Consider the following 24,366-nt stretch of genomic DNA (forward strand, 5'->3'; position numbering starts at 1 on the left):
GCGAGATCAATCCAGTCACCTCCTCTGGACAATCGAATTCACCCGGACAAGGATGTCCCTGTTGAACCCTTTCCGATCCCCGCGATGCGTGCCCAACTTCCTCTACGCTTTTATGCGGTCTGGGGCGAAGGTACTTGCATGCCTGCTGATTTGCAGTCTCTTGACGGGGTGCCTATGGTCGGCGAAGAATCAAACAGCCGGTCTTCCCGCACAGTACCGGGTTAAAACGGGGCAACTTCTACTGCTGAGCGACTTCAAACTGAAAGAATCGCATCCCCTCGTTGACGAATTGCAGATGCTGCGAGCCGAAGTGAACGAAACGCTCGAACTGCCTTACCAGAAAACGCCCATCACCGTTTATTTGTTCGAAGACGAAGCTACCTACCAGAAATACTTGGCCAAGCACCATCCTGAACTTCCCCATCGTCGCGCCTACTTTGTGCAACAGGGAACGGAATTCGCCGTCTATACTTTCTGGGGCGAGCAAATTCAAGAAGACCTGATGCACGAGTACACGCATGGGTTACTGCACTCGAATTTGCACGGACTTCCGCTGTGGCTGGATGAAGGACTGGCGGAGTATTTCGAAGTTGATCGAAAAACAGAAGGTCGGCTGCACCCCCAATATACTCACCAACTCAACCGGCAGATTGCCGAAGGTTGGCAGCCGGATATCAAGCGGCTGGAACAAATCACCGAGTTTTCTGATTTGAAACTGGCCGACTACCGGGAATCCTGGGGCTGGGTCCACTTCATGCTGCATGATTCTCCCGAATCCAAACAGGTTCTGCTCGACTACCTGCATGGTTTCCAAACCGAGAACCAGAAATGGTCACCATCGCTTCCGCTCAGTGACTCCCTCGCCAAAATGAATCCGGCTTATAAAGAACGACTACAGAAATACCTCGCCGTCCTGCCCGACGAATATGGTGAAGAACAACACGCTGCTCGCTAACAGACAAAGCTGCAAACAAACGCGTGATTTGCTTCACTCCTTGCCACTCCAATCCGGGTTCTCACTGGGGTATTGCGCATCGACTTCACTCAGCCAGTCGTTTAATTTTTGTTTGAGATCCGCCGTGACTTTCGGTTGAGTCGCATTAAGGTCTGTCAATTCCGAGGGATCCTGATTGAGATCAAACAGCTGATACTCATTCGTTTCATAAAACCGAATCAGCTTCCAGTCCCCGGAACGAACGGCACTACAGGGCGTACTGATTCCACCGAAGTAATAATGAGGGTAATGGAAGAAAAGATCTCTTGCCGGAAATTCATCGGGCTCGCCTCTTAACAAAGATAGCAGGCTCACTCCTTCTCGACTTTCGGCCTCATGATCATCCAACCGACAAACTTCAGCCAACGTCGGTAGAAAATCGTGAGTGATGACGGGCGTCTCAATTTTTGTTCCGTCCTCAACCCACCCCAGACTCTGCATGATCAACGGAACGCGAATTCCCCCTTCATACAATGAGCCTTTCCCGGAGCGGAGAGGCGCATTGTTCGTGACTTGCGATTGACCGCGATACGGCAGGGTAAACCCACCATTATCCGAAGTAAAAACCACAATCGTGTTCTTATCGTACTGTTGCTCTTTTAAAGTACGGAGCAATCGCCCTACGTTTTCGTCGAGCGATTTGACCATCGCTGAATAGACCGGGTTCGTGTGCGTCATCTCGGGTTTGACACGGCCTTCAAAGTAGGCAATATCCTGTTCTTTCGCCTCGATAGGGGTATGGACTGAGTAGTAGGAGAGGTATAGAAAGAACGGATTGTCTCCAACCGCTTTAATCTGATCGATCGCTTTGTCTGTCAGTCGATCGGTCAAATAATCTCCCGGCTGGGACCATTCCATCCCCGGAACATAGCGAGGTTCCTGAGCGCGACCGAAGCCTCCTTTGAATGGATAGAAGAATGTCGGTGGCGCCCCCCATAATGTGCCACCAATATTGATATCAAACCCATTATTCTCAGGATAATGCGGGGCCTCACCCAGATGCCACTTACCAAAGTGCATCGTGCGGTAGCCAGCCTCTTTAAATAACTCCGCCAGAGTGAGTTCATCGAACGGAAGGTTAGGCTCGGAATATGCGTGTAGTAATTTTGTTTTCGGATTCTCAGGTGGGCTGGCAGCGGATTCATGCCAGATGGTCATGTTCAGACGGGCCGGGCTTTTGCCCGTCATGAGTGCTGCCCGAGTCGGTGTGCAAACGGGCGCAGAAGCATAGGCAGTTGTGAATTGAATCCCCTGACGGGCAAGTCCATCAATGTTCGGCGTCTCATGTAGATCGGCACCGTAACAACCGAGATCATGGGCCCCCAGGTCATCGGCAACGATGAACAAGACATTGGGAGGTTTTCGTTCCGCCGCACCAGTCGAACTGCCTGACAATGCGAAGGTGGGAAAAAGGAGAGATACTAAAACGATCCGTTTTGATATGAACCATTGCATGCGGCACGACATCCTTTTCAACAATTCAGCCTTTTCGGCAATTCAGCGTTGATCGGCTTCTGATTCAGTCTCGGTTTCTTGTTCGATTTCAGCTTCCATTTTCGGATCAATCTTCCCGCTGACGAAGGCTTTTTCTTCTCCACGGATCAAGCGGACAATATTGCTACGATGTCGCCAGATTATCAACAACGGAGCGGCGATGGCAAACAGCGACAGGCTCCAATAGACAGAAGAAAAGGCTTCTTTTCCAATCACGCAGAAGTGAGTAATCCCGAAAGCGAGGACGGCAAAGATGGAGGCAATCGAAACGATTCGTTTCCAGGCAAACACAATTCCAAATGCGACCAGCGCCCCCAATGAGGCATAAGGTGAAAGCACCAGAACCACGCCCAACGCCGTGGCAACTCCTTTGCCTCCTTTGAATCCCAACCAGACGGGGCACATATGGCCCAGAATGGCGGCGACGGCGGCGATGACTTTGAGATGAACAAAGTCGGGGGCATCGGCATCGGTAAATAGCGGAGGCAGTAACAGAACCGGCAGTAAACCTTTTAATGCATCCAATACCAGAACGCAGATTCCCCAGCGGGCTCCCATCGTGCGACCGATGTTTGTCGCCCCGACGTTCCCGCTACCGACAGTGCGGATATCGATTCCACCAATCCATTTCCCAATCAGCCAGGCGAAAGGGATCGAACCGCAGATGTAAGCAAACAGCCCGATCAGAAGCGCATCGAACACGAATAGACTTTCCGGTTATCAAGAACTTGCCGGGTATGAGAACGTGAGCGTGCCGTCTACAGACAAACATCCTTGTGGAAAGGGGCACGTCCTGCATCATAACCATGTCGGGAATGCGAAACCACTCCGCCGGGAAAGCTGGCAGTTGCCACTCCACATCAGAGAATCAAACCCCAAACCCACACCAGAGGATCCTCCTCTGGCTAGACCTACCAGGCGGTCCAGCCACCATCAACGAGCAAGTTCTGGCCGGTGATGTAGCTCCCCGCTTCGGAGGCGAGCAAGATGGCGGCTCCTTTTAACTCGTGGGGATGCCCCATCCGTTTCATCGGGTTTTTGGTTTCGAGTCGTTTGATCATTTCTGCAGGAGCGATGTCAAAATTAGGGAACGGTCCCGGACTGAGGCAATTCACGCGCACCCCATCTTGTGCCCAGTAAGCGGCGAGATGGCGGGTCATATGGATGATGCCCCCTTTGAGTGCGTGATATCCAACCGGACTGGCATTGCAAACACCTTCATACGCATCGGGATACGAAGCGACGACGCCGTACATCGAACCTATAAGAATCAGACTGCCCGTCGTTTTCCGTTCGACGATATGATTCCGGAATTCGCGGCCCAGTACAAAATAGCCGGCTGAGTTTTCCACCTGCGTTACGAATTGCTCGTAGGAAACGTCGTTCCAATCGTGCCCGTCTCCCTGAGTTCCATTGTTAAACAGGACATCCACTTTCCCTGCCAGTTCACAGGCGGATGCAAAAGCCGACTTGATCGACACTTCGTCTTTCTGATCCATGACAACCGCGTAATGCTGTTGATTTCCCTCGACAGGTAACGTAGCGGCGAATTCATCGCCCCGTTCCTGGGAGCGACTGGACACGACGACATTTGCGCCTGCTTCCGCAAGGGCGCGGGCCATGGCCGAACCGAGATACCCGGTTGCACCACTGATGAAAGCGACTTTCTCTTTCAAGGAGAAGAGTTCATGAATTGTCGGTTCCGGGGTCGTCATATTTCTATTCCTGTGAGACCAGTCTGGTCAGATTCACGATTATTGATTCAAAGCAGATGCTTAATATAGCAGCCATCCTTTATTCGGAGACTTCCTCTTTGGCAGGTAACGCAGCGCCCCAATAAATGACGTCGTGGCGATTATAATCAAATACAAAGTGGATGAACTTCTCTTCGGGGTCTACTTCTCCATCGGGATAAGCAAGCATTCCGGGGAAGTCGGTTAATGTTCGTTGATAGCCCCAGGTCTGGAGGTCATCTTTGGAGATCCACAACGCCATTGGATTGCGGACGACGTTCGCCTGCCGTTTGGAATTTTTGCTGGATGTTTTTGAATTCGGATTATGAACCAGGGCGATGCGATCACCAGACAGATTGAACAATCGAAACTTACTTCCCGGATTAGGAATTTTTGTCGCCACTCGCTCAGACCAGGTTCGTCCCCGGTCGGATGATTCATGTCGATCAAGATGCCCTTTACCGTCAGCTCGAACCAGCATGACGAGGCGACCGTCAGTTAGTTCGGCCACATTGTTTTCACCCCAACCCGCCAGAGGTTCAGTCAGTTTTGATTGGGTCCAGGTTTTCCCTTGATCATTACTGATGAGTACTCCATTCCGGCAAAGCATCGGTTTGGTTTGAAAGATGGACTTCGAGGCATCTCCATCGAAAGCATACGTTTGAAATGGCAGGATCCACTCTCCCCAGGAGGCACGATACAGGTTGCGAATGAATGTCTTGCGTGGAAGCGGAGTAAAGGGTTGCAGCTCTCCCCAAGTCTGTCCATTGTCTTCGCTGGCAATCGTATGCACCGTCCAGTTTTCGAATCGGCCATCATGCACACTCACGAAAAGAGTAATCGTGTCTTCATGCACGATCGCTTCGGTTAACAGACAAGCTTTGTCCTTTAACTTGAGAACTTCTTCGTCGCGCAACCAGGTCTCCCCCTGATCGCTGGATCGGCAGAGTCGGATATGATTGTTAACGTCGGGCTCGAACGTTCCCCCAGTGACGAAGAAGACGCCCATTTCGCCATTAGGCAGATATCGCAACACCTGATCCACGCAGCAATGGTTGGGCGGAATCCCCTTGTAGACGAGACTCTTCCGATCAACGGAAGGAAATCCTTCTGCACGTAGCGGGGCAGTTATTGTTCCGCTCAGAACAATAACTGCCATCATCAGCAGGACAATCGAACGGGCTACGTGAGTCCGTAGAATTTTCGTTAAGCACATGGAATCAATTCGCGTTTCATCGAAGTTCATATTAGAGGTTTGCAGTTCGCACTCCGCAGTTTGTAGTCCGCAGTCTGTAGTCCATTGAACTGGCTCAGCTCAGTTTTTGCCAGTTGGTTGAGTCGAGTGCATTCAGAATGGCCAAATTCGCTTTCAGTGTTTGGTACCCGTCTTCCAGAGAACAAAGAGGTTCCGCTTTGCCTTCGCACAGATCAACAAACGCCTCTGCCTGAGCGACGAATCCATCGTCCCGTTCCATCGGTGGGAACTCTACGTGGGTCCAATGCCCCGCCGGATCGACCTGCCACGACCAACGGAACTCAGTCGGTTCGTACCTTAGGGTTCCCTCTGTACAGGCGACGGTGAGGACCATGTCGTTGGGGGCCTGATACTGATTTAACGTGTAACTGGCCATGACATTATTATGCCGCGCGATGACATGCACCGTGTCTTCGACTTCAACACCTTCGAGAACCTTATGGTCTGCGTCCGCGACTAACTTCGTGATGGGTCCAATCAACCATTCACAATAGTTGAGCCCATGCGTGAGCGCATCCTGAATCGCGCCTCCTCCTGTCGCTCGGTTGTTGTAATAAATTTCTTTATACGCAGGGCGGTAGAAGGGAAAATGCTGGCCACTGGTAAAGACGAGTTGCACCGGCTTGCCAAATCGTTCCGATTGAATTGTTTTACGAAAATCCTGAAGGATCGGATTGGCGCGGGTGACATAGGCAACTGCGACGGGAAGGTTCTTTTCTTTGACCGTGGTAATTAGTTTGTCGATACCGTCGAAGTTGGTACTGAGCGGTTTCTCAATCAGCACGGGAATACCACGATCGGCGCAGGCTTGTGCCATGGGAATGTGCAGATGGGCGGGAGTGCAGATCACAACCATGTCGGGCTTAGAGTCGAGCGCCTTGTCGAAATCGGTGAAGCAGTCGCCGAGTTTATATTTTTCTTTCAAACTCGCCACTAATGATTCATTCACATCACAGATACTGGCGGTCACCCGGCTAGTATCAAGAAAGCAGCGGAGGTGACGTTCCCCAATGGAACCGCCACCAACTATAAGAGCCTGTTTCATGGAATTGTCTTCAATATCAGATGATTGTCAGATTGGATTTAGACGCAATAACCGGATACAGTATCAAAACTTCGGACATCGACCGGTCCTATTTTCGGTTGCTTACAATCGATGTACTCCTGACGAATTATGATCTTTTCTCTCTCAGTATTCAATTTCAAATAACGAGACAGCCGATCATTATTCAAGACTAATTACTTAGAAAGCTCTCATCGTGCGTGCGGCAATCGGAATTGTAGTGACCTACTTTTTGACGATGATCGTTTACGGGTTGATTTACGGCCTGAATTTCCTGTGGCCACTTTCTGTCATCGGTTTAAGCATTGTCACCTATGGAGTTTTCTGGTGGGATAAACGAAAAGCCCAAAATAACGAATGGCGAACTCCAGAGAAGACATTACAGACGCTTAGCGTTCTGGGTGGCTGGCCAGGCGCATTATTGGCTCAGTGGCATATTCGCCATAAGAATCGCAAAATGTCGTTTCAAGCCGTTTTCTGGTTGATGGTTGTCTTGAACCTGGTGATCTCCGCCAAGCTTTTCATGCCCGCCTGGTCTGGCTGGCTCGGAGATGTGGAACTTCCTTCGATTGAAGAAATCCAAAAGAGCTTATGACTTCGGCACAATCGCGAATGTTTCTTCAAACAGGCAGATCACTTCTTACGGTAACGGGGTTGTCCGGCCCATCCCAGTTTGCGATTCAGAATGCTGTAGTAGTGATGTCCCGGCAACCGCGCGAGCTTGCACGAGACCGACGCTTTTCGTACATGCACCTTGTCTCCCGAAACGATTGGACGATGAATCTGGCCGTCGATGCTGAGCATGACCCCTTCTTTAACGGTATCCATTTTCATGGTGTAACATCGATCGGCAGAATCGACGACGGGACGAATCGTCATTGTATGAGGGCAAATCGGTGTGATGACAAACACCGCCAAATCCTGTTGTAGGATTGGCCCCCCCGCCGAAAGACTATGAGCAGTGGAACCAATCGGCGTGCTGATAATGAGCCCGTCGCCACTATAAGTGGTGACCCGTTCCTGATCGATCCGTAAATTGATATCCAACATGCCCAGTGAACCCGCCGCTGAAACGACGACTTCGTTCAAGCCGAGAAACTTTTCTGAACTACCGTCCTGATGTTCCAGTTCGCATTCAAACATCAAATGATCGACGACGTCAAATTTTCGCTGCTCGATCTCATCGTATCGGCTTATAAGATCACTGGCGGAAATATCGGCCAGAAATCCGAGTCGTCCAAGATTGACCCCCAGCAACGGAAGCTGCCTCGAGCCCAACTGTCGGCAGGCTCGCAATATCGCACCGTCTCCTCCCAGCACAATCACGATGTCGGCCTGATGGTGGTCGAGTTCCAGATCTTCCGTCACGGCTGCGGCTACGAGTCTGGTTTTTTCTCGCGCATCGAGAAAGCGGTGGATCTCCTGCCAGGCTTCCTGCACCAACTTACTCTGGTCTCGCGCAAGAATGATTAAATCGAGTTCGGAGTCGCTCATGAATCAATGGCATTCAGGATAAAGTTCTGCTTAGAAGTAGTTCCAAAACCCTCTGATGGGTAACGCTTACCCATTTTTGTAGGGTCTCGAACTGCCACAACCGGTTTTTGAAATGGCCTCTACGAAGACCGGTATCTCGTTGGAGCAGCGGCTGGCAGGCTTGAAGAGAGAGGAGTATACTTAGCCTCCAGCCGGATTGTCAGTACCAGATGATCCAGAATTGAATCGGGAACGGCAAGAGAAAATCATTCCCACGCCCTAATTCTTCACAAGAACCGGCGGACGTCAATGTATTAGACTTCTAGTGTCCTCCTTATATCTTACCACTCAATCGTCCACGCGCCGCATCTGAATCTTCGGGAATACAATCCACATGAATTTCTTTGCTCATGGTATTCGTTTTCTGGACGAGCCTTATTTTCTGGTGGGTACAGCGATTCCTGACATGCTTTCTGTCGCTGATCGTAAAGTTCGGATGCGGTCACGTCTGGTCGAACCTCATGTTGACGGCTCGGGCTCCGAGGTGGACCTCGTCGCGCGGGGCGTGCTCCAGCACTTGAATGACGATGACTGGTTCCATACGACGCTCCCCTTCTACGACCTATCCGGTAAACTCAGCCTGATGTTTCGCGAGTTGCAGCCTCCTTCCGACAAGTTTTATCCTGGTTTCCTGGGACATATCGTCACCGAGATGTTGCTGGATGCGGTTCTCATTGAACAGTTCCCTGGAAAAATCGAACAGTATTACCATGCGTTCGAAGAGATCGAACCGGGGAAAATCGAAGAGGTTGTCAATCTGATGGGAACGAGACAAACGGATCGACTCGCTCCGTTAATCCCTCGATTCTCACACGAACGATTCCTGGAAGACTATCTCGACCTCTCGAAAATGCTCTATCGCTTGAATCAAGTGATGAGAAGGGTCACACTGGCACCATTACCCGACGAGACTGTCGAACTGTTGATCGAGATGAAGATCATGGTGGAACGGAACTGGCGAGGGCTTCTGCCGGAAGATCGGTTTGTCATAACCTGAATTTGTGACTGAGCCTTCAATTGCTCAAGATTCAGGAGCCTGGGTTTCAACTAATGCCAGAAAGAGTCCGGAAGTTCTTCACTGGTAGAAACCGAAAGGGAATACAAGCAAATTATCCACTCTCAATACCAAACCTATATCAATACAACGACTTGAGGATGAACCATGAAATACGGCTTGAATATGCTGCTGTGGACCGCCGATGTAACGGAAGAGCACGATGGATTGCTCGAACAGATTAAAGACTGGGGCTACGACGGCATTGAGTTTCCAATTTTCGGAACTGATGAATCGCAATTCAAACGGATGGGCGATCGGTTAGACGCACTCGGCCTTGGTCGTACTGCCGTCACCGTCTGCAACGCGGAGGCTAATCCGATTTCTCCCGACCCTGCCAACCGGGAACGGGCAGTTGAGTATTTAAAGAAAGTAGTCGACATGGCCGCCGCTGGTGGTGCAACCCACATCTGCGGTCCGATTCATTCCGCACTTGGTGAATTCTCTGGTGCAGGTCGCACGGAAGAAGAATGGAACTATGCCAAAGAGACCCTCTCCAAAGTCGCCGATCACGCTCAAGCGAACGATGTCGTTTTAACTGTCGAATACCTGAACCGATTCGAATGTTACTTCCTCAATACCGCCGCCGATTGTGCCCGCTTCATCGATGAAGTGAATCATCCCAACGTGAAAATGATGTACGATACATTCCATGCCAACATAGAAGAAAAAGATATCGCCCAGGCAATCAAGGCATGTGCCAACCAGACAGTGCATGTTCACATTTCTGAGAACGACCGCTCGACTCCGGGAGAGGGACACGTTCATTGGGACACCACTTTCCAGGCACTCAAAGAGACAGGCTACGATGGCTGGATGACGATTGAAGCCTTCGGTCTGGCTCTTCCTGACCTGGCTGCCGCTACCCGTATCTGGCGGAAAATGTTCCCCAGCGAAGAGTATCTGGCAAAAAACGGTCTCGCATTTATGAAACAACGAGTGGAAGGTTAATACCGAACAGAAACAACCTCCCGAACAGGTCGGCTCTGGTTCTAAGGAATTTATCAGTCCTAACAGTCGTGACGTTCATATTCAATCTCGTTCGATCTCAGATTGATCGGGGTATTGATTTTGGAACTCGGGTCTAGGCTGTCCCTGGACAGGCAGGTATAATAGAGCCGTTGACGAGACAGATTTGTCTCGCAGCGGTTTTATTCATATCATTAAAGCATTTCCAAGCCTGACATTCGTCAGCTTATTTGATTCCAGACGGTTTATCAGTTATCCACCGTCCTGCCCATCTTTAGAATCAGCTCCGCCAAGGTCACTAAACTCGACAGACTTCGTCGAGGTTGATCGTCCTCATTTCTTTCTATTCCGAATGACAATATTCGTCCGCAATCATTTGGTGGTTTGGTCCTGCTCAGTATTCCTTAAAATACCAGTTCTAACGTGATTCGCCTGTTTTTAAGTAAAAAGAGACGGATCTGATCCGGGAATTTCGCGGGAAACGACTATCGGCTACGTATATTAATAGTGGGCCACTATCTCATTACTCGGAATCACGGTACGACCGAGCAAAGCCTCGTTTAAACGGGTTTTCGTCTCATCAAGCCGCTACAAAAGACAGTGACCGGTTCTAGCGAGATCCCAGAGGATACGTTAAAGTGGGATTCGGCAAGTTCCTGTCGAGAGATCTATGCGTTTCTTTGATGATCTGAACAGGTTTTACAAACATGCCTGTGAGGAACTTTTCAGGGATCCACTCGGTTCTGAAACTGACTTGCACACAATTAATTGGGCCGCTCACATCACTAGCCTTGTTCCCTTTGACTTTATGATTCTCACCGGGGAACGGACTCACTCTATTCATGTCTGAGTTCATGACTCACTGAGGAACCTGAACATCTATGGATCTTCGTTTTTGTCCTGAATGCAAACAATCGGTGTTGGATGACGACGTCGAGGAATGCCCTTTCTGTGGGGCATCCATGTCTGGCAATTCTTCCACTGGAAAAACACCGGCCCAGCCTCCGAAAAAGAAGCGCGGGCTCACTCCGCGCAGCGAAGCTAAGTCTCCTCCCAAATCGGCCCCACCTGCAAGTCCTGAGAAAAAAGCGGCTCCTCCAGCTAAAGAGAGGAGTAGCGCGGGACGCCCCGGCTTCCTGAAAGACTTTGGGGGCGCTTCTGCCCCAGCGGACGATTCCGAGATTTTCAATTTCGACACGAGCCGCCTGCGGAAGGCATTTCAATTACGCCCAAAACCGCAACGAGGCTGCACCTATCGTGTGATCTGTCCGATGTGTGAAACAGCCGGATTTGCTCCGCACAAAATAGCGGGCAAAGAAGTCCGTTGCCGAAATAAAGACTGTATGGTTCCCGTGTTCGAAGCTCCCAAAGTGGGGGGCGATCGACGAAATAATGCTCAAGAAGAGACTCGAGCCAATCCAATCCTGATCGTGGCCATCGTGACGATCGGTGTGGTGCTGCTGGGGGGCGGACTTTTCTACTGGATGTCCCGTCCTTCCAGTTCGGACAACCTTTCGCAGGGTAATCCGAATCTGGCTAATATCACCAATACTGATTCAAATGAAGGAGATAAGACTCCTCAAGTTGATGAACAGGAGAAGTTTGTCGATCCGTTTCAGGGTCAGAAAGATGTCCTGAGAGAAGCTCAGGTAAAACAGGCCCGTTATGTCGGCGACTACACCAATAATAGAAGTCTGGCCGACTGCCGCCGTATGTCAGCCGAGATTCATGCCCTGATCCAACAACCTGAGAAAATGCAGGACGATCTGGATAAACTAAAAGTAGTTGGTCGACAATTCCCCTATTACGCGATTCCCGCGTTAACGGAATATGGTTGGCAATTACTACAGGCAGGCGACCAGCAGCAGACTTTCGACGAGAACTTCAAAGCGATCCAGGATTTAATGGGAACGCTCCCCGGTCGAGGCCGTTTTAGAATTGAATGCGCGATCCGCTTTGCAGCGCTTGCATATGCGTCTGATAATAAAGAGATAGCAAAACAGCTGGCTCAGAAATTTGACCAACGCGACGATGAAGCGCTGCTCAGTTCGGCGATGTATATCTCTGAAAGGCTGGATACATGGGACATTGATGTCCTGCTCTTCCGAAACCTGAGCCAACCTTGGACATCCCCGCTCTATAGCGCTGTGACGATTGATCTGGTCACTCGGTTGAAACGAGATCTTGGATTGGAATGGGCACTCGCAGCGCGTGAAAATGACGTACGGTCTGATTGCATCGTCGATTGGATACGAACTGTGCTCCAAACTCCGGAAGCGAACAGCACAATTACTGACGAGACTCTCAAGCAGCTTGTTTCTTCAGTAAAAAACCCAGCTCATCCTGTACGGGTATACGCCGCTATGTATTTAGGCTTGTACCCACAGGGTGAAGAAGCCTCTCTCGGCTATCTTAAACAGGCTGAAGAAGCGGCCAGCAAATATACAATTCCAGATCCGTTACCTGTAAGATCGATGAAAGATATATTAGAAGTCAACTTACGTTCACTCCCTTCTATCGAAGATTGCCTGTTGGAAATGCAGGCGTTTGCGGAACTGTCGCGGGCGGAGTCGATAGCGAAAAAGAAAGATGAATCCTGGACCTACCTGAAAAAGAGTCTGCAAATCGGGAGGAATATCTCTCCGAATCCTAAACTGACTCGCAGTTTCCGAGAAGCAATCGAGTCGAATTCGACGCGAGCACAACAGCAACTTTTCCGGGAAATCAATCTCAATGCGGCATCGGAATTGTCCATCAAGTTTGCTCAATACGATCGAAACTTGAAAGTCCTGGAAGAACGTGCCGAACGTAGATTTCGTGCTCAATGGACGATCCTTGCCCGAGGCCTCAACTGGGGACTCCAATCTGAAGTCTGGCAAGCCGTCACCAGTAATGACGCGTCGGGGTCATCCGCGGACATGGAACCTTATGTCAGTACACCACTACTCCAGTTGTTAGAGAACCGCTTTACTGAATTGGGCCAAAAACAATTCGCCGACAACGTTAACGCCCTGTTGAGCCGACAGGATTTGCTTACGGAACCGACAGCGGTGCTGGTGGAAGGGTTGGCCGTTAATCTGGCTTACGACGACATCCGCGCGGCCTCTTCCATTATTAATGATTCGAAAGTCTCTGTAGCGGAAAAAGAACTGATCACCTTGTACTTTATTAATCGACTTGTCCGCAAAGAAAAACTCATTCAGGCGATCGATCTCACCAAGCGGATTGAAGATCCTCTAATGCAAGAAGAGGCTTGGAAGGTCATGTCCGGCCACGCAGTCGCTTCCGCTCAGACGGAAAAGTATTGGGCCTTAATGCGTCGTGAGGATTTGACACCGACACGATGGTTGTCGGTCTGCCGTGGCGTCATTCCGGAGTTGGTTGGATTCTTTGCACTACTCGAAGAAGAGCTCCCGACGCCTGATTCTGCCCCCTGATTCTGGTGAATCTGGCCCCCAAACCGGACCCGCATGTACATTTTCGAATTGGATATTCGTGTTCACAGGAGTACACGACGCACAGCGAAAAAGATGTCCAAGCGGCAAACTCGCGACAGAATTCCATAAATGCTGCGTAAACTACTGTACTTTCGCTGATTACGACGCATTCCTTGCTTTCCTAACTTTGGGGGAATCTATAGAATCACGATAGTAGAACTTCGAGAAGCAGGCTGGTTAATTCTCGAATTTCAGGCAAGAAAGGGAATCCACGAGCGAAAGAAGTGGGCCCCTTCGTGCATCAACGTTGGCATGAGGAACCAATTTGTTCGTGATGTCGTGATACACGTATACGTCTGCTAGAGTCCTGAACGGATTCTGACAAGATCGCGTTGCTGTGAAATGTCCGGCGAGGGGACTGATTTCAGTCCGGGAACCTCAAAGTTCCACTTCTCTGCCAAGCCTGTGACCATCCGAAGTAACTCGCTCTTATCTGGCGACCTGTATCAAGGCAATTCTCACCAGAAATCTCTGCACCTGCGAGCGTAAGCCTCACCTCCGCAGTGTAAGAAATCCAACCGAAGATCAACATTCAAGGAGTTCGAGGTGTCGAAAACCTTATTCGCTATCATCGTGTGTACCCTGACGATGGGGTTTGCCAAAAGTCTGCCTGCCCAGACCGATTTGTATCTGGCCCTTTCCAGTCCCCAACGAGTCGTCGACGACGTTAAAGCCATTCTGGATCTCACGACTCCAGAAGAACAGGAACAGAAAGAAGTTCTGAACGACTACTTTGACCTACTACTGGACGGAATCGATCAAAGTCTGATTCTGAAACTGGATGTTATTTCTGAACCCCAAGAAGCTCGTTACCGAATCTTCTTTCCCGTCACTCAGAAAACTCGTGACTTCCGTGAGAATCTGAAGGGATACGATTTCATCTCTCGACGAGATCGCAAAAATCCATCTCTTTATACAGTTGCTGGTGAATACACAGGATTTTTACTGTTCGATATTCCCTATGCGATCCTTGTAAAACAGCAGGTCGATCTGGAAACGATCCGAGTTGGAGCGATGAATGCCTTTTCAACTCATGAAAAGTTAAACGATCTGCCCGAGGTCGACGTAATTCTCAGCCTCAAAAACGAAGGGGGCGATGTCGAAGAACGTCATGCCAAGTTTGGCGGAATTGAAGAACTCATCAAAGCGTACGTTACTCGCCGCGAGGGAGAATCGGCTGAAGATTTCGCTGTCCGAGAAGGCATGGCTAACATCCTTATCGATGAACTCGAACGAGTGTATGCCGAAGGAAAAAGCATGCTGACCACGTGGAGCTTGCCCGCTCCAGTCGAGAATGGGCAATTCACGACGCTTATCGACCCCATTGCGGAAACCAGCCTCGCTGCCACCGTCAATCAACTGAAGGAACATCCCAGCCAGTTCGCCGGTATCCCAGAACGGGAAGATGCGATTCTGAAACTCCGCATTTTGTTACCTCTGGACGAACTTCGTCAGAAGAATCTGAGCGAATACAGCAAAGTGATGCAGGCGGCGATCGTAAAAACCATCACCGATGATGCCGAGAAATCAGAAGATTCCAAACAAGCATTCAACAGCGCGTCAGACCTGTTTTTTGCCATGCTGGATGAAAGCATCAAGTCAGGCTGGCTCGATACAGTAGCTCAGGTCTACAACAACGATGCCGGTCGCGTTTCTCTCGGTGTGATGAACGCCGTTAATGGAGAAGAAGCTCGCAAAATCCTGGAACTGGTTCCCAAGACAGCCGAAGGACGAGCCATTGAATTCGACATCGACAAACAGGGCGACGTTTCCATACACAAACTGACCTTCGAAGAAGGAGCACTGCAAAGTCTGCAAGGTTTCTTCGGCGATGATGTAGTCGTCTACGTTGGCACCTCCACAAACGCCTTCTGGATTTCTGCCGGAGCAAATGCGGTCGAAGAACTGAAATCTGCCATTACTCAGGCGGAAGCAGAACCGGCAAAGCCCACCGAGACTCATCGGTTCGTGGATTTGAAACTAGCTGTTGGTGCATGGGTCGAAACGGTGCATAAAGCCCGCGGCGAATCTGGCAACGACAAGTTATACAACTTCGCCAAATCAGCCTTCGAAGAAGGGGCCGATGCGATTACGTTGCAATTGAATCAGAAAGGTGATGTCATCGATGGCGAACTGAATATCGAGCAAGGCGTCTTACGTCTGGCAGGTAAACTGATCGCCGACTTCTCTGCAGAAAATCTGGAAGAGTAGTCGCGAAGATTGACCTGAAAACCAATGAAATGCTGTGGAGTCATCAGGCTCCACAGCATTTTTTAAATTTACGCCCGGAACCACAGGTACAGGGATCGTTCCTTCCTGGAAGTTGTCCCGGAGCCATGCCTTGGATAACGGCAGGCTTTCCAACTGTAGACTTGGCTGATGCCCTCTGCGATTTCCCTGAATTCCGTTTCATCTGCATCACATTCGCTGGCGATCGATCTGCTTTGATCTCGCCCACCATCGCCTTCATCACTGGGTCAATATGATTGAAGAACTGCTTATATCCCGCGCAAAGGTAGTTTAAACCATCTTCCCCGCTGGGCGTCGATATAAATCGATTCTTGGGACAACCTCCGTTACAGACAAAACGGACTTCGCATTCTCGACAAAATGGAGGCAGAGTCTTTTCCTTATCAGACCCGAACTGTTCTTGACGCTCGGAATTCGCCAGTACTGGCAATAACGTTTCCTGAATGTTTCCCAGTTTCCAGTCGGGGTCAACAAAATGATCGCACGAGTAAAGATCCCCATTGTGCTCGAGCGCTAAAGCACGTCCACATTTTTTCCGAAATATGCACAGACCCGGTTCGTATCCCATCCAGGCAGAGAGCGCCTGATCGAATATCTGCACGAAGACTTTTCCAATATCACGGCGACTCCATTCGTCAAACACGTCGACGAGAAACTGGCCATATTGCTCGGGTAGCACAGATCGTTCCGAGACATGCTTTCCCCATGGATGCAATTCACATTCCTGTTTCTGTTCGGATTCTATTCGTTCGACTTCTGTCTGTTCTTGGTTCTCTTTCTCAACAATAGGGATGAACTGTATATGTTCCGCTCCATTGTCTCGCAGGTAGGTGTAAACTTTCTTGCCCAGTCGGGCGTTCACCCGATTCACGACCACGAGGACATTGAATTCGACTTCATTTGATTTCAGGAGGTGCAACCCTTGCATCACTTTTTCGAAGGTCGGATTCCCCTTTTTGTCATAGCGATAATGGTCATGTACTTCCGCGGGGCCATCTATCGAAATGCCAATCAAAAAGTTTTCTCGTTTGAAGAACTGGCACCATTCGTCTGTCAGCAGAACACCATTCGTCTGCAATGTATTTGCGTATTGTAAACCTGGGGGAGCATGCTTTTTCTGGACTCGCACAACTGCCTCAAAGAAATCGAGCCCCAGTAAGGTTGGCTCGCCCCCCTGCCAGGCAAAGGTGACCTCGGGGATTTCCGCTGGTTGCGCTGCAAAATATTGTTCGATAAATGATTCAAGCAGTTCCAGCGACATCCGCCACCGTTCACCTGACGGATAAAGTTCTTCTTTCCGCAAGTAATAGCAGTATTCGCAATCGAGATTGCAGATGGGGCCGATCGGCTTCACCATCACGTGCAAACCCTGATGTTCGAATGGAATGACGGTCATGAGGCAGACTGAATTCTGGCGGTTTGTGTTCAGGAATATTTACTCACTGTAAATCAATTATACCCGCTGCAAAGCTGCGAAACATCAAGTCACGCCGAGAACCAGTCGATTCAAGTGGAAGCCGAGGCATTTTATTCGATCAGTACTAACAACTGACCTACGCAAGCACGTTTAATTTAAGCGGGCGTTCATCGCGACGGTCGTTCCATTTTTCGTCGTAGAATCCGACCGGTTCTTTGGGTTTTCCCAACCATTCCTGCACGATCCGAGTCGTCTTGAGAGCGTGTACTTTCCAGGAGGTCATTGGCGTACAGACGAACCGGCAGGTCGTGAAGGTTTCATTACGAAGACAAGTGGCAACGCTACCCCAAGTGGTGGGGATCATGATATTCAGATCGCCGCGGCGGCAACTGTCTTCCAGCAACATTTTCATCAGCACAAGTCGCGATTCCATTGGCCACCCTACCCGTGATGACAGCGAGAGCATTTCCAGGCGACCCTGATGCGCCAGTCCATAGGCTGCCGCTATTGGCTCATCATCCACGTATAGCACGGACCAGTCTGCCACTGCCTGACCTACGGCTGCATTATGAATCCGACTGATGAATTCACTATTACGAGTGCCACGACGTTCCTTGGTTTTTCCAATCGGGTTCGCCAGATTTTCAGAAAGAATTTTCTGCAGATGCTGATAGATCAAGTTTTCACCAGGTTCATCGACTTGGTTCTCGGCAATCGATCGGCAACGCATCAGGCGTAGTCGTCCCATGCCCTGTAATCGACGTTCCATGGAGTGAGCAGTCTGACGCATTTCGGCGTCCGCATTCGTCCAGAAAGAGTACCACCCCTTCTCCAGGTTAATGACAGAACATTCGCGGCTGGAATGCTGTTCCATTTTCATTCCATGCAGAATTCCTGCCGTTTCCAACCGTTCTTTCTCGCGACCTTGTTTCAACAAACCGGTCCAGTCGAGATAGTCCCAATTGCGATCCGATTTTTTAAGATGCTTAATCGCGGCCTGCAGAATGATCGTTTTATGTGGACCAATGGTATTATAAAATGAGAACCACTCCTCCATGGGAAAAGTGAGCACTCGCAATGTCCCGAGCGAAGTCTCCATTGGCCGTATCACAAACGGGACAAATCCAATCGGTTTCCCCATCAGCGAAACCATCAGAACTTTCAAGTCATCTCGCAATCCAGTCAGTGCGCAAGTCGCCTCGAACGCTTCGTAAGAATGTAGGAAACTCGAATCAGGAGTCTGACTCCAAAGTCGATTCCAGACATCGGAAACGGTTTTCAGTTCTTCTAAGTTGTGGTACTCAGTTACAATCAACATGTTGATGCTCCACGGATGAGACCGGCTCGACTCGGTTGGAAACCTGTTAATGCCAAACAGCCTCGGCTGTCGAAGTAAGACTCGCATAGAACAGGATTTCGGGCTTCTACTACTAATGCAAGCGGTGTGCCCGAGCACTTTCATTCCGAGCCAAATTGCGTTAACCTGTTGATGCACAACAACTAACAACATACAGCCATTAATTATTTAATGATGCCGATTCGAGTCGATTTCACCCTGAATGATGCCGGAATACAACATGAAATTGATCGTCGCAACTCGTTTTTAAAGGGCGATAGACGGAGCAACTAACAGCTTTCCCCGATCCCCCGACCTAACATTGTTTGCTCCTTTTTCCCGGCGAACCGCATGCCCCTAATCCTGGAACCGAAAGCAGAATTGACACTCTCGATCGAAGTCGATTCGATTCGGATGGAAAAAGTGCGGACAATGCCCATTGCCGAAATTGCTGAGTTACTGGTGCAACATGGGAGACAGCAGGTACCACTCGGAACTTTTTTTGACGTCTCTGGATCTGCGAAGGACGATGAAACGATAATTTGGCGGGGCGACTGCTCCCGGGTGAAACGAATCGGAGTCGAGCATTCAGGGGGAACGATTCGGGTCGAAGGAGACGCCGGCAATCATATCGGTGCCGAAATGTCCGGAGGACGAATTGAAGTCACAGGCGACGTGTCTCACTTCGCGGGAGCCGAAATGACAGGAGGGCTCCTCCTGATCGGCGGCAACACAGGTCACTCGCTGGGCGCTGCATACCGCGGGGCGAAAAAAGGAATGCGTGGAGGAGAGATCTTTGTGCGAGGCAATGCCGGAGACGAAGTCGGTCATTCCATGCGGAGGGGGTTTATTGCGGTTCAAGGCAATGTCGGTGATGCCGCCGGTTTCAAAATGCTGGCGGGCTCACTGTTGCTGTTTGGGAATTCTGGAGCCCAATTGGGTGCAGGTATGAAACGGGGTTCCATCGTCTGTTTCCAATCCGATTCAACTACTCGACTCCTCCCGACCTTCCTTCCCGCCAGCACTTATCGTCCATTGTTCCTCCGTTTCTATCTCAAACGGTTACAGGATGAGGGCTGGATAATAACGGACGACATGTTCCGCCTTCTTTTCACTCGCTATTGTGGTGACTTCGTGGCGACGGCTCGGGGCGAGATACTACTGGCGATGAGTTGAACCAAGTCCCAACAATAAACCAAACCCGCTTTTTCTTCACCATATTAGACTCGAATGCCTGAGACATGTCTCTTCTCCTGAATACTGCGGATCGGTTGCGAAAAAATGCTCAGGCCTTTCCTGACCAGGCAGCGATCCTGGAGGCAGTACCGAGGAAACGAACGTCAGAAGGCCAGCTCGTCTTCAACGAAACCAGCTTTCGAGAACTAGACGATGAAAGCGAACAGCTTGCGTTTGGATTTCGTGAACTGGGGGTTCAACCGGGCGACAAGTTAACCTTGATGGTTCCCTACAGTGCCCGCATGTTGAAACTGACCTTTGGTATCGTCAAATCGGGAGCCACTGTCGTGCTTGTCGACCCGGGGATGGGTCGTACGAATATTCTCAACTGTCTGGAACAAGTAAACCCCGAAGGCTTTATTGGCATCCCGATCGTGCAAGTGGCTCGCATGTTGAACCGACGGCGGTTTTGTAATGCCCGATTCAATGTCACCGTGGGAAAACGCTGGTTCTGGAGTGGACCGACTTACGACTCCGTTTTGAAACGTGGACGCGAGAGCTCGCTGAAACCGTACGCGACCAACGCTACCGATCCGGCGGCGATCATCTTCACCAGCGGAAGCACCGGCCCTCCCAAGGGAGTCCTGTATGAACACGGCATGTTTGATGCTCAAATCGGAATGCTGCAGGAACATTTCCAGATTAAACCAGGTGGCATCGATTTGGCCGCTTTTCCGTTGTTTGGTTTGTTTAATACTGGACTGGGTGGGACGACCGTCATCCCCGAGATGGATCCGACCCGTCCTGCGGATGTCGACCCCGCATTGATGGTCAAGACGATTGAGCAACTGGGCGTCACTCAGGCATTTGGTTCTCCTGCATTCTGGAACCGAGTCGGGCGATACTGCGAGGAACATCATTTGCAGTTTCCCACGTTAAGGTGTGCTTTGTCCGCAGGGGCTCCCGTTCCCGTCCATGTATTGAAGCGCGTTATGAAATTTTTCACTCAACCGGAAGACGACATTTTTACGCCTTACGGAGCAACGGAGTCATTGCCGATTTGCTCCATTGGTGGCCGCGAAGTGCTTAACGAGACAGCGCAAAAGACAAGCAGGGGAGCGGGAACATGCGTCGGTAAACCGTTAGACCGAGTCCAGTTGAAAATCATTCGCCTCACGGATGAACCCATCGCCAACATGGATGAGATCGAAGAGTTACCCACTGGTGAAATCGGCGAAATCATCGTCCAGGCTCCGACGACAACCAAAGAGTACTTCCATCACCCTGAGGGCACGAAACAGGCCAAGATCAAAGAAGGCGATATCGTCTGGCATCGCATGGGGGACACGGGTTATCTCGATGAACAGGGACGTGTCTGGTTCTGCGGAAGGAAAGCACATCGTGTGCTAACGGAATCCGGAACGCTTTACACTATTCCGAGTGAATCGATACTCGCTGAACATCCACAGGTTTATCGATGTGCTCTGGTGGGAATCGGTAAACCGGGGGAACAAGTCCCGGTTCTTATCGCTGAACCAGAAGAAGGGAAGTTCCCACAGTCACTCGAGGGACAACAGCAGTTACTTAGAGAACTACAGGAAATCGCCGCCGCCCACGAATTGACGCGTTCGATCAAGCACTTCCTGTTGCACGAATCGTTGCCCGTCGACACGAGACATAACGTTAAGATCTTTCGGGAAAAGCTCGTCCCCTGGGCGGCTTCGCAACTGAAGCGATCCTGATTTTTCAATCGACGTGAGCTATTTTGAATCGCGATACTGCTTCAATTCGCTCTTCCACCTCTTCATGCCTTCCTCGATCGAAACGATGGGAGTGTAGTTGAAATCACGTTGGGCTTTCTCGATCGAGTAATAGTGCGACTGACTCAATTGCGACGCCATAAATCGGGTCATCGGTGGTTCCCCCTTGAAAGGCAGGAAAGTGTACATCATTTCGAGCATTCTCCCCGCCCGGTAAGCCGTCTTTGCCGAAACCGATTTTTTCAAAGGAGACACACCTGACTCTTTCAGCAGGTTGTCAATCCAATCCCAGAGTTTGACCGGTTCAGGGTCGTTGATGAAATATACCTGCCCGGCCGTTGGAGAGCCCTCATGCAATGAATCCGCCAGTTGAAGATGAGCGGCGGCAACATTCTCGACGTAGGAGACGGAGATCAGGTTCTCTCCGTCACCGACGCGGCGAAGTTTCCCCTTGGTTGCTTTCTCGATGACACGCGGGGTCAAGCTTTGATCGCGCGGCCCCCAGACAAGGTGCGGTCGGATCGCTGCCGTCAACAGGCCCCCCTGCCCGTTTGACTCTAGTACCAGTTGTTCACCCATGGCTTTGGTATGCGAGTAATGACAAAGATGCTCTGTCGGATAGGGACATGTTTCATCGACGTTCTCGTGCGATGATCCATCAAAGATCACACTTGGAGAGCTCGTGTAGATCAACCTTGGTACGCCATTCTCCTGGCACGCCTTGATGATCTCACGCGTGCTTTGCACGTTGACCTGATAAAACTTCCGCCACGGCCCCCAGATACCGGTCATCCCCGCGACGTGAAAGACGACGTCGACACCTTTGACCGCAGAACGAATGAGTTCACTGTTACTGAGATCGCCCGCGATATGTTCGATGCCTAACTGTGCGAACTCGGGTAATGTACGCCGAGAAAGAACACGAACATCGACCCCGTTCTGAACGAGTTGTTCGACCATATACAAACCAATGAATCCACTTCCGCCGGTTACCAGTGCCTTCATAAGTCTTAGATCAATCAGTAGGAGAGGGAGAGTGACGTCGATTCGATTTAATACAGTTAAAAGTGAAGTACCACATCAAAATACTTGTTTACCGTACATCTGGCTTAGCGTCTGGACGAGTGACTCGACTTCGCCGTCGACTTTTTCTGATGGTAGTAGTTTGGCTTCGACCATCACGTTGGCTAGTGCCACTAAGGATTCCCGCTTGAGTGGAGAATCATACAACATCATTAAACGACGATTCACCAACCCTTCCAGGTGAGGAACCCATTCGTGTTGCAGGATCCATTTCACAACAGCCTTGGGAAAAAGCGTATCGGGAATTCTCTCGGTAAGAGTCTCCCCTTCGGCAAGGCAGGTCTCCAGCACTTTACGAACACGGGTACCAAAAAGTTCCCAAAGCATTTTGATTTCTTCAATCTCCAGACCAAAATCAGTCGCCCACCGTTCCTGCAATTCCTGGAGCGATGACGGTGAGTAAGGATATTCTTCCGCTCCGGGATAAAGGCGGTCGCGGCTGTTCTGAGTAATCTGGATATTCAACTCTTGGCCGACCGTATTGGCAACATCTTCGGCAAGAGCGCGGCAAGTTGTCAACTTTCCTCCAATGAGGGTCAGCAACGTCACATCGCCCTGACCTGCCAACGACACCTGTTGGTGATGAATAGCATGCCCCCGCGAGATCTCCGACGGGCTGTTTGCCGGCACATAGGGGAGGGGGCGAACTCCGCAATAAAAGAAATCGATTTCCGCAGGAGTCAGTTCGATGTGCGGAAAGAGTTCTTTGGTTAACTCCAACAGGTAATCCAGTTCTTTGGCTGTAGCCAGCGCTTTTTCAGGTGATCCTTCGATCGGAAGGTCGGTCGTTCCCACCATGATCGAGTCCCCCACCGGAAGAACAAAAACGGGACGACCATCGGATGCTTCAGCGTAGAGGGCGTCCTTTCCTATCGCTGACTTCAAGTGACGATTGCGAGTAAAGAAGTGCGAACCTTTTGTCCCTAGGAACAACTGATCTGAAGGGATATTCAAACTCTTGAGGGTGGCATCGCCCCAGGCACCAGTGGCATTGATAATCATCGGAGGTCGCCAATGATGGACACAATTCCCATGGTGATCCAACACTCTCGCTTCACCCTCTTTCAGTTCAACTCGATGATGAGAATAGACATGAAAAGGATGATTCTGTTTTGCCAGAATCTGGCGAGTGTCTTCGAGCATCGCCAGGACGAAACGCTCCACTGCCCACATTTGACCATCATAATAACTGCAGACCCATTTATACTGCTGCGGATCAACAGGTGGGGCTTCGGCTGATCCGACTCGGTGAACTTCGTGAGCTGGAAACTGATCGTTAGCAGCAAAGGTATCGTACAATTTCAATCCGGTGCGGATGACGTATAAACCGCGATCGGGATTGCTTTCCATCCATCGTGTTAGTGGTTTGAATCCGGGTACCCGAGACAAGTTCACAAACCGCGAGAACGCGTTCATGAATCCGTCGAAACGCGAGGCCACGGGAATATGTAACCGCAGCGGCCTAATGAATTGCGGGGCGTTTTTTGCGAGCCGGTTTCGTTCCTGTAAGGATTCGCGGACGAGTTTGAAGTCGGCATACTCGAGGTACCGCAGCCCGCCGTGGATCAAACGAGATGATTTTGAAGTTGCCCCGAAGGCAATATCGTGCTCGTCGACGATGCAGCTGGGAATATTATTCAGGGCCAGCTCTCGAGCCACTGCCGTCCCGTTGATTCCAGCCCCCAGAATCAGGATGGGTGCGGATTCATTCATCGTCTATTGCTTTCCCTGAATTGGAATTACAGAACATTT

The 24,366-nt window shown here is 50.4% G+C and carries 18 protein-coding genes; 8 read left to right on the top strand and 10 right to left on the bottom strand.

All coding sequences use genetic code 11. The features are described from left to right. The first annotated feature begins 61 nt into the window (after positions 1–61). The gene (locus Pla110_RS15075; RefSeq protein ID WP_144996675.1) at positions 62–955 is read left to right on the top strand and encodes a hypothetical protein; all 894 of its coding nucleotides are present in this window, start codon (positions 62–64) and stop codon (positions 953–955) included. 33 nt (positions 956–988) lie between these two features. Here the strand turns inward: Pla110_RS15075 and Pla110_RS15080 are convergent, their stop codons facing one another. The 5 genes from Pla110_RS15080 to Pla110_RS15100 all read right to left on the bottom strand — a co-directional run bounded on the left by Pla110_RS15080 (position 989) and on the right by Pla110_RS15100 (position 6,521). Further along, complete coding sequence (locus tag Pla110_RS15080; protein ID WP_197440228.1) at positions 989–2,449, bottom strand: sulfatase; 1,461 nt, start codon at positions 2,447–2,449, stop codon at positions 989–991. Positions 2,450–2,491: 42 nt separating this feature from the next. Further along, positions 2,492–3,190, bottom strand: a complete 699-nt coding sequence (gene plsY / locus Pla110_RS15085; RefSeq protein WP_144996679.1) for a glycerol-3-phosphate 1-O-acyltransferase PlsY — start codon at positions 3,188–3,190, stop codon at positions 2,492–2,494. Between the two features lie 209 nt (positions 3,191–3,399). Further along, positions 3,400–4,203, bottom strand: a complete 804-nt coding sequence (locus Pla110_RS15090; RefSeq protein ID WP_144996681.1) for an SDR family oxidoreductase — start codon at positions 4,201–4,203, stop codon at positions 3,400–3,402. A 79-nt stretch (positions 4,204–4,282) separates the two neighbouring features. After that, on the bottom strand, positions 4,283–5,437 hold the full coding sequence (locus Pla110_RS15095) for a sialidase family protein (RefSeq protein WP_197440229.1): 1,155 nt from the start codon (positions 5,435–5,437) through the stop codon (positions 4,283–4,285). A 94-nt stretch (positions 5,438–5,531) separates the two neighbouring features. After that, positions 5,532–6,521 carry a Gfo/Idh/MocA family protein gene (locus Pla110_RS15100; protein WP_144996685.1) on the bottom strand — a complete coding sequence of 330 codons (990 nt, stop codon included), beginning with the start codon at positions 6,519–6,521 and terminating at the stop codon, positions 5,532–5,534. A 214-nt stretch (positions 6,522–6,735) separates the two neighbouring features. Here Pla110_RS15100 and Pla110_RS15105 point away from each other — a divergent pair, with 214 nt between their 5' ends. Then, a complete protein-coding gene (locus Pla110_RS15105) occupies positions 6,736–7,134 on the top strand; it encodes a DUF1294 domain-containing protein (protein WP_197440230.1) in 399 nt (132 codons plus the stop codon). Between the two features lie 38 nt (positions 7,135–7,172). Here the strand turns inward: Pla110_RS15105 and Pla110_RS15110 are convergent, their stop codons facing one another. After that, complete coding sequence (locus Pla110_RS15110; protein WP_144996687.1) at positions 7,173–8,033, bottom strand: NAD(+)/NADH kinase; 861 nt, start codon at positions 8,031–8,033, stop codon at positions 7,173–7,175. Positions 8,034–8,406: 373 nt separating this feature from the next. Here Pla110_RS15110 and Pla110_RS15115 point away from each other — a divergent pair, with 373 nt between their 5' ends. The 4 genes from Pla110_RS15115 to Pla110_RS15130 all read left to right on the top strand — a co-directional run bounded on the left by Pla110_RS15115 (position 8,407) and on the right by Pla110_RS15130 (position 15,803). Beyond that, the gene (locus tag Pla110_RS15115; protein ID WP_144996689.1) at positions 8,407–9,069 is read left to right on the top strand and encodes a hypothetical protein; all 663 of its coding nucleotides are present in this window, start codon (positions 8,407–8,409) and stop codon (positions 9,067–9,069) included. A 165-nt stretch (positions 9,070–9,234) separates the two neighbouring features. Next, positions 9,235–10,077 (top strand): sugar phosphate isomerase/epimerase family protein, encoded by an 843-nt coding sequence (locus Pla110_RS15120; protein ID WP_144996691.1) that lies wholly within the window; start codon positions 9,235–9,237, stop codon positions 10,075–10,077. A gap of 899 nt (positions 10,078–10,976) precedes the next feature. Continuing rightward, positions 10,977–13,532 (top strand): hypothetical protein, encoded by a 2,556-nt coding sequence (locus Pla110_RS15125; protein WP_144996692.1) that lies wholly within the window; start codon positions 10,977–10,979, stop codon positions 13,530–13,532. 606 nt (positions 13,533–14,138) lie between these two features. Further along, positions 14,139–15,803 (top strand): hypothetical protein, encoded by a 1,665-nt coding sequence (locus Pla110_RS15130; protein ID WP_144996694.1) that lies wholly within the window; start codon positions 14,139–14,141, stop codon positions 15,801–15,803. 43 nt (positions 15,804–15,846) lie between these two features. Here Pla110_RS15130 and Pla110_RS15135 read toward each other — a convergent pair whose 3' ends face one another. After that, the gene (locus Pla110_RS15135; protein WP_144996696.1) at positions 15,847–17,238 is read right to left on the bottom strand and encodes an anaerobic sulfatase maturase; all 1,392 of its coding nucleotides are present in this window, start codon (positions 17,236–17,238) and stop codon (positions 15,847–15,849) included. Between the two features lie 157 nt (positions 17,239–17,395). Next, positions 17,396–18,577 (bottom strand): GNAT family N-acetyltransferase, encoded by a 1,182-nt coding sequence (locus tag Pla110_RS15140; protein WP_144996698.1) that lies wholly within the window; start codon positions 18,575–18,577, stop codon positions 17,396–17,398. A 369-nt stretch (positions 18,578–18,946) separates the two neighbouring features. Here Pla110_RS15140 and Pla110_RS15145 point away from each other — a divergent pair, with 369 nt between their 5' ends. Both Pla110_RS15145 and Pla110_RS15150 read left to right on the top strand, forming a co-directional pair. Continuing rightward, complete coding sequence (locus Pla110_RS15145; protein ID WP_144996700.1) at positions 18,947–19,771, top strand: formylmethanofuran dehydrogenase subunit C; 825 nt, start codon at positions 18,947–18,949, stop codon at positions 19,769–19,771. Positions 19,772–19,836: 65 nt separating this feature from the next. Further along, complete coding sequence (locus Pla110_RS15150) at positions 19,837–21,513, top strand: fatty acid CoA ligase family protein (protein WP_144996702.1); 1,677 nt, start codon at positions 19,837–19,839, stop codon at positions 21,511–21,513. An 18-nt stretch (positions 21,514–21,531) separates the two neighbouring features. Here Pla110_RS15150 and Pla110_RS15155 read toward each other — a convergent pair whose 3' ends face one another. After that, a complete protein-coding gene (locus tag Pla110_RS15155) occupies positions 21,532–22,536 on the bottom strand; it encodes an NAD-dependent epimerase/dehydratase family protein (RefSeq protein ID WP_144996704.1) in 1,005 nt (334 codons plus the stop codon). A gap of 75 nt (positions 22,537–22,611) precedes the next feature. Beyond that, entirely contained in the window at positions 22,612–24,327 is a 1,716-nt protein-coding gene (locus Pla110_RS15160; protein ID WP_144996707.1) for a glycerol-3-phosphate dehydrogenase/oxidase, read from the bottom strand. Positions 24,328–24,366 lie beyond the last annotated feature (39 nt).

The sequence above is a fragment of the Polystyrenella longa genome (genome assembly GCF_007750395.1).
GTDB lineage: Bacteria > Planctomycetota > Planctomycetia > Planctomycetales > Planctomycetaceae > Polystyrenella > Polystyrenella longa.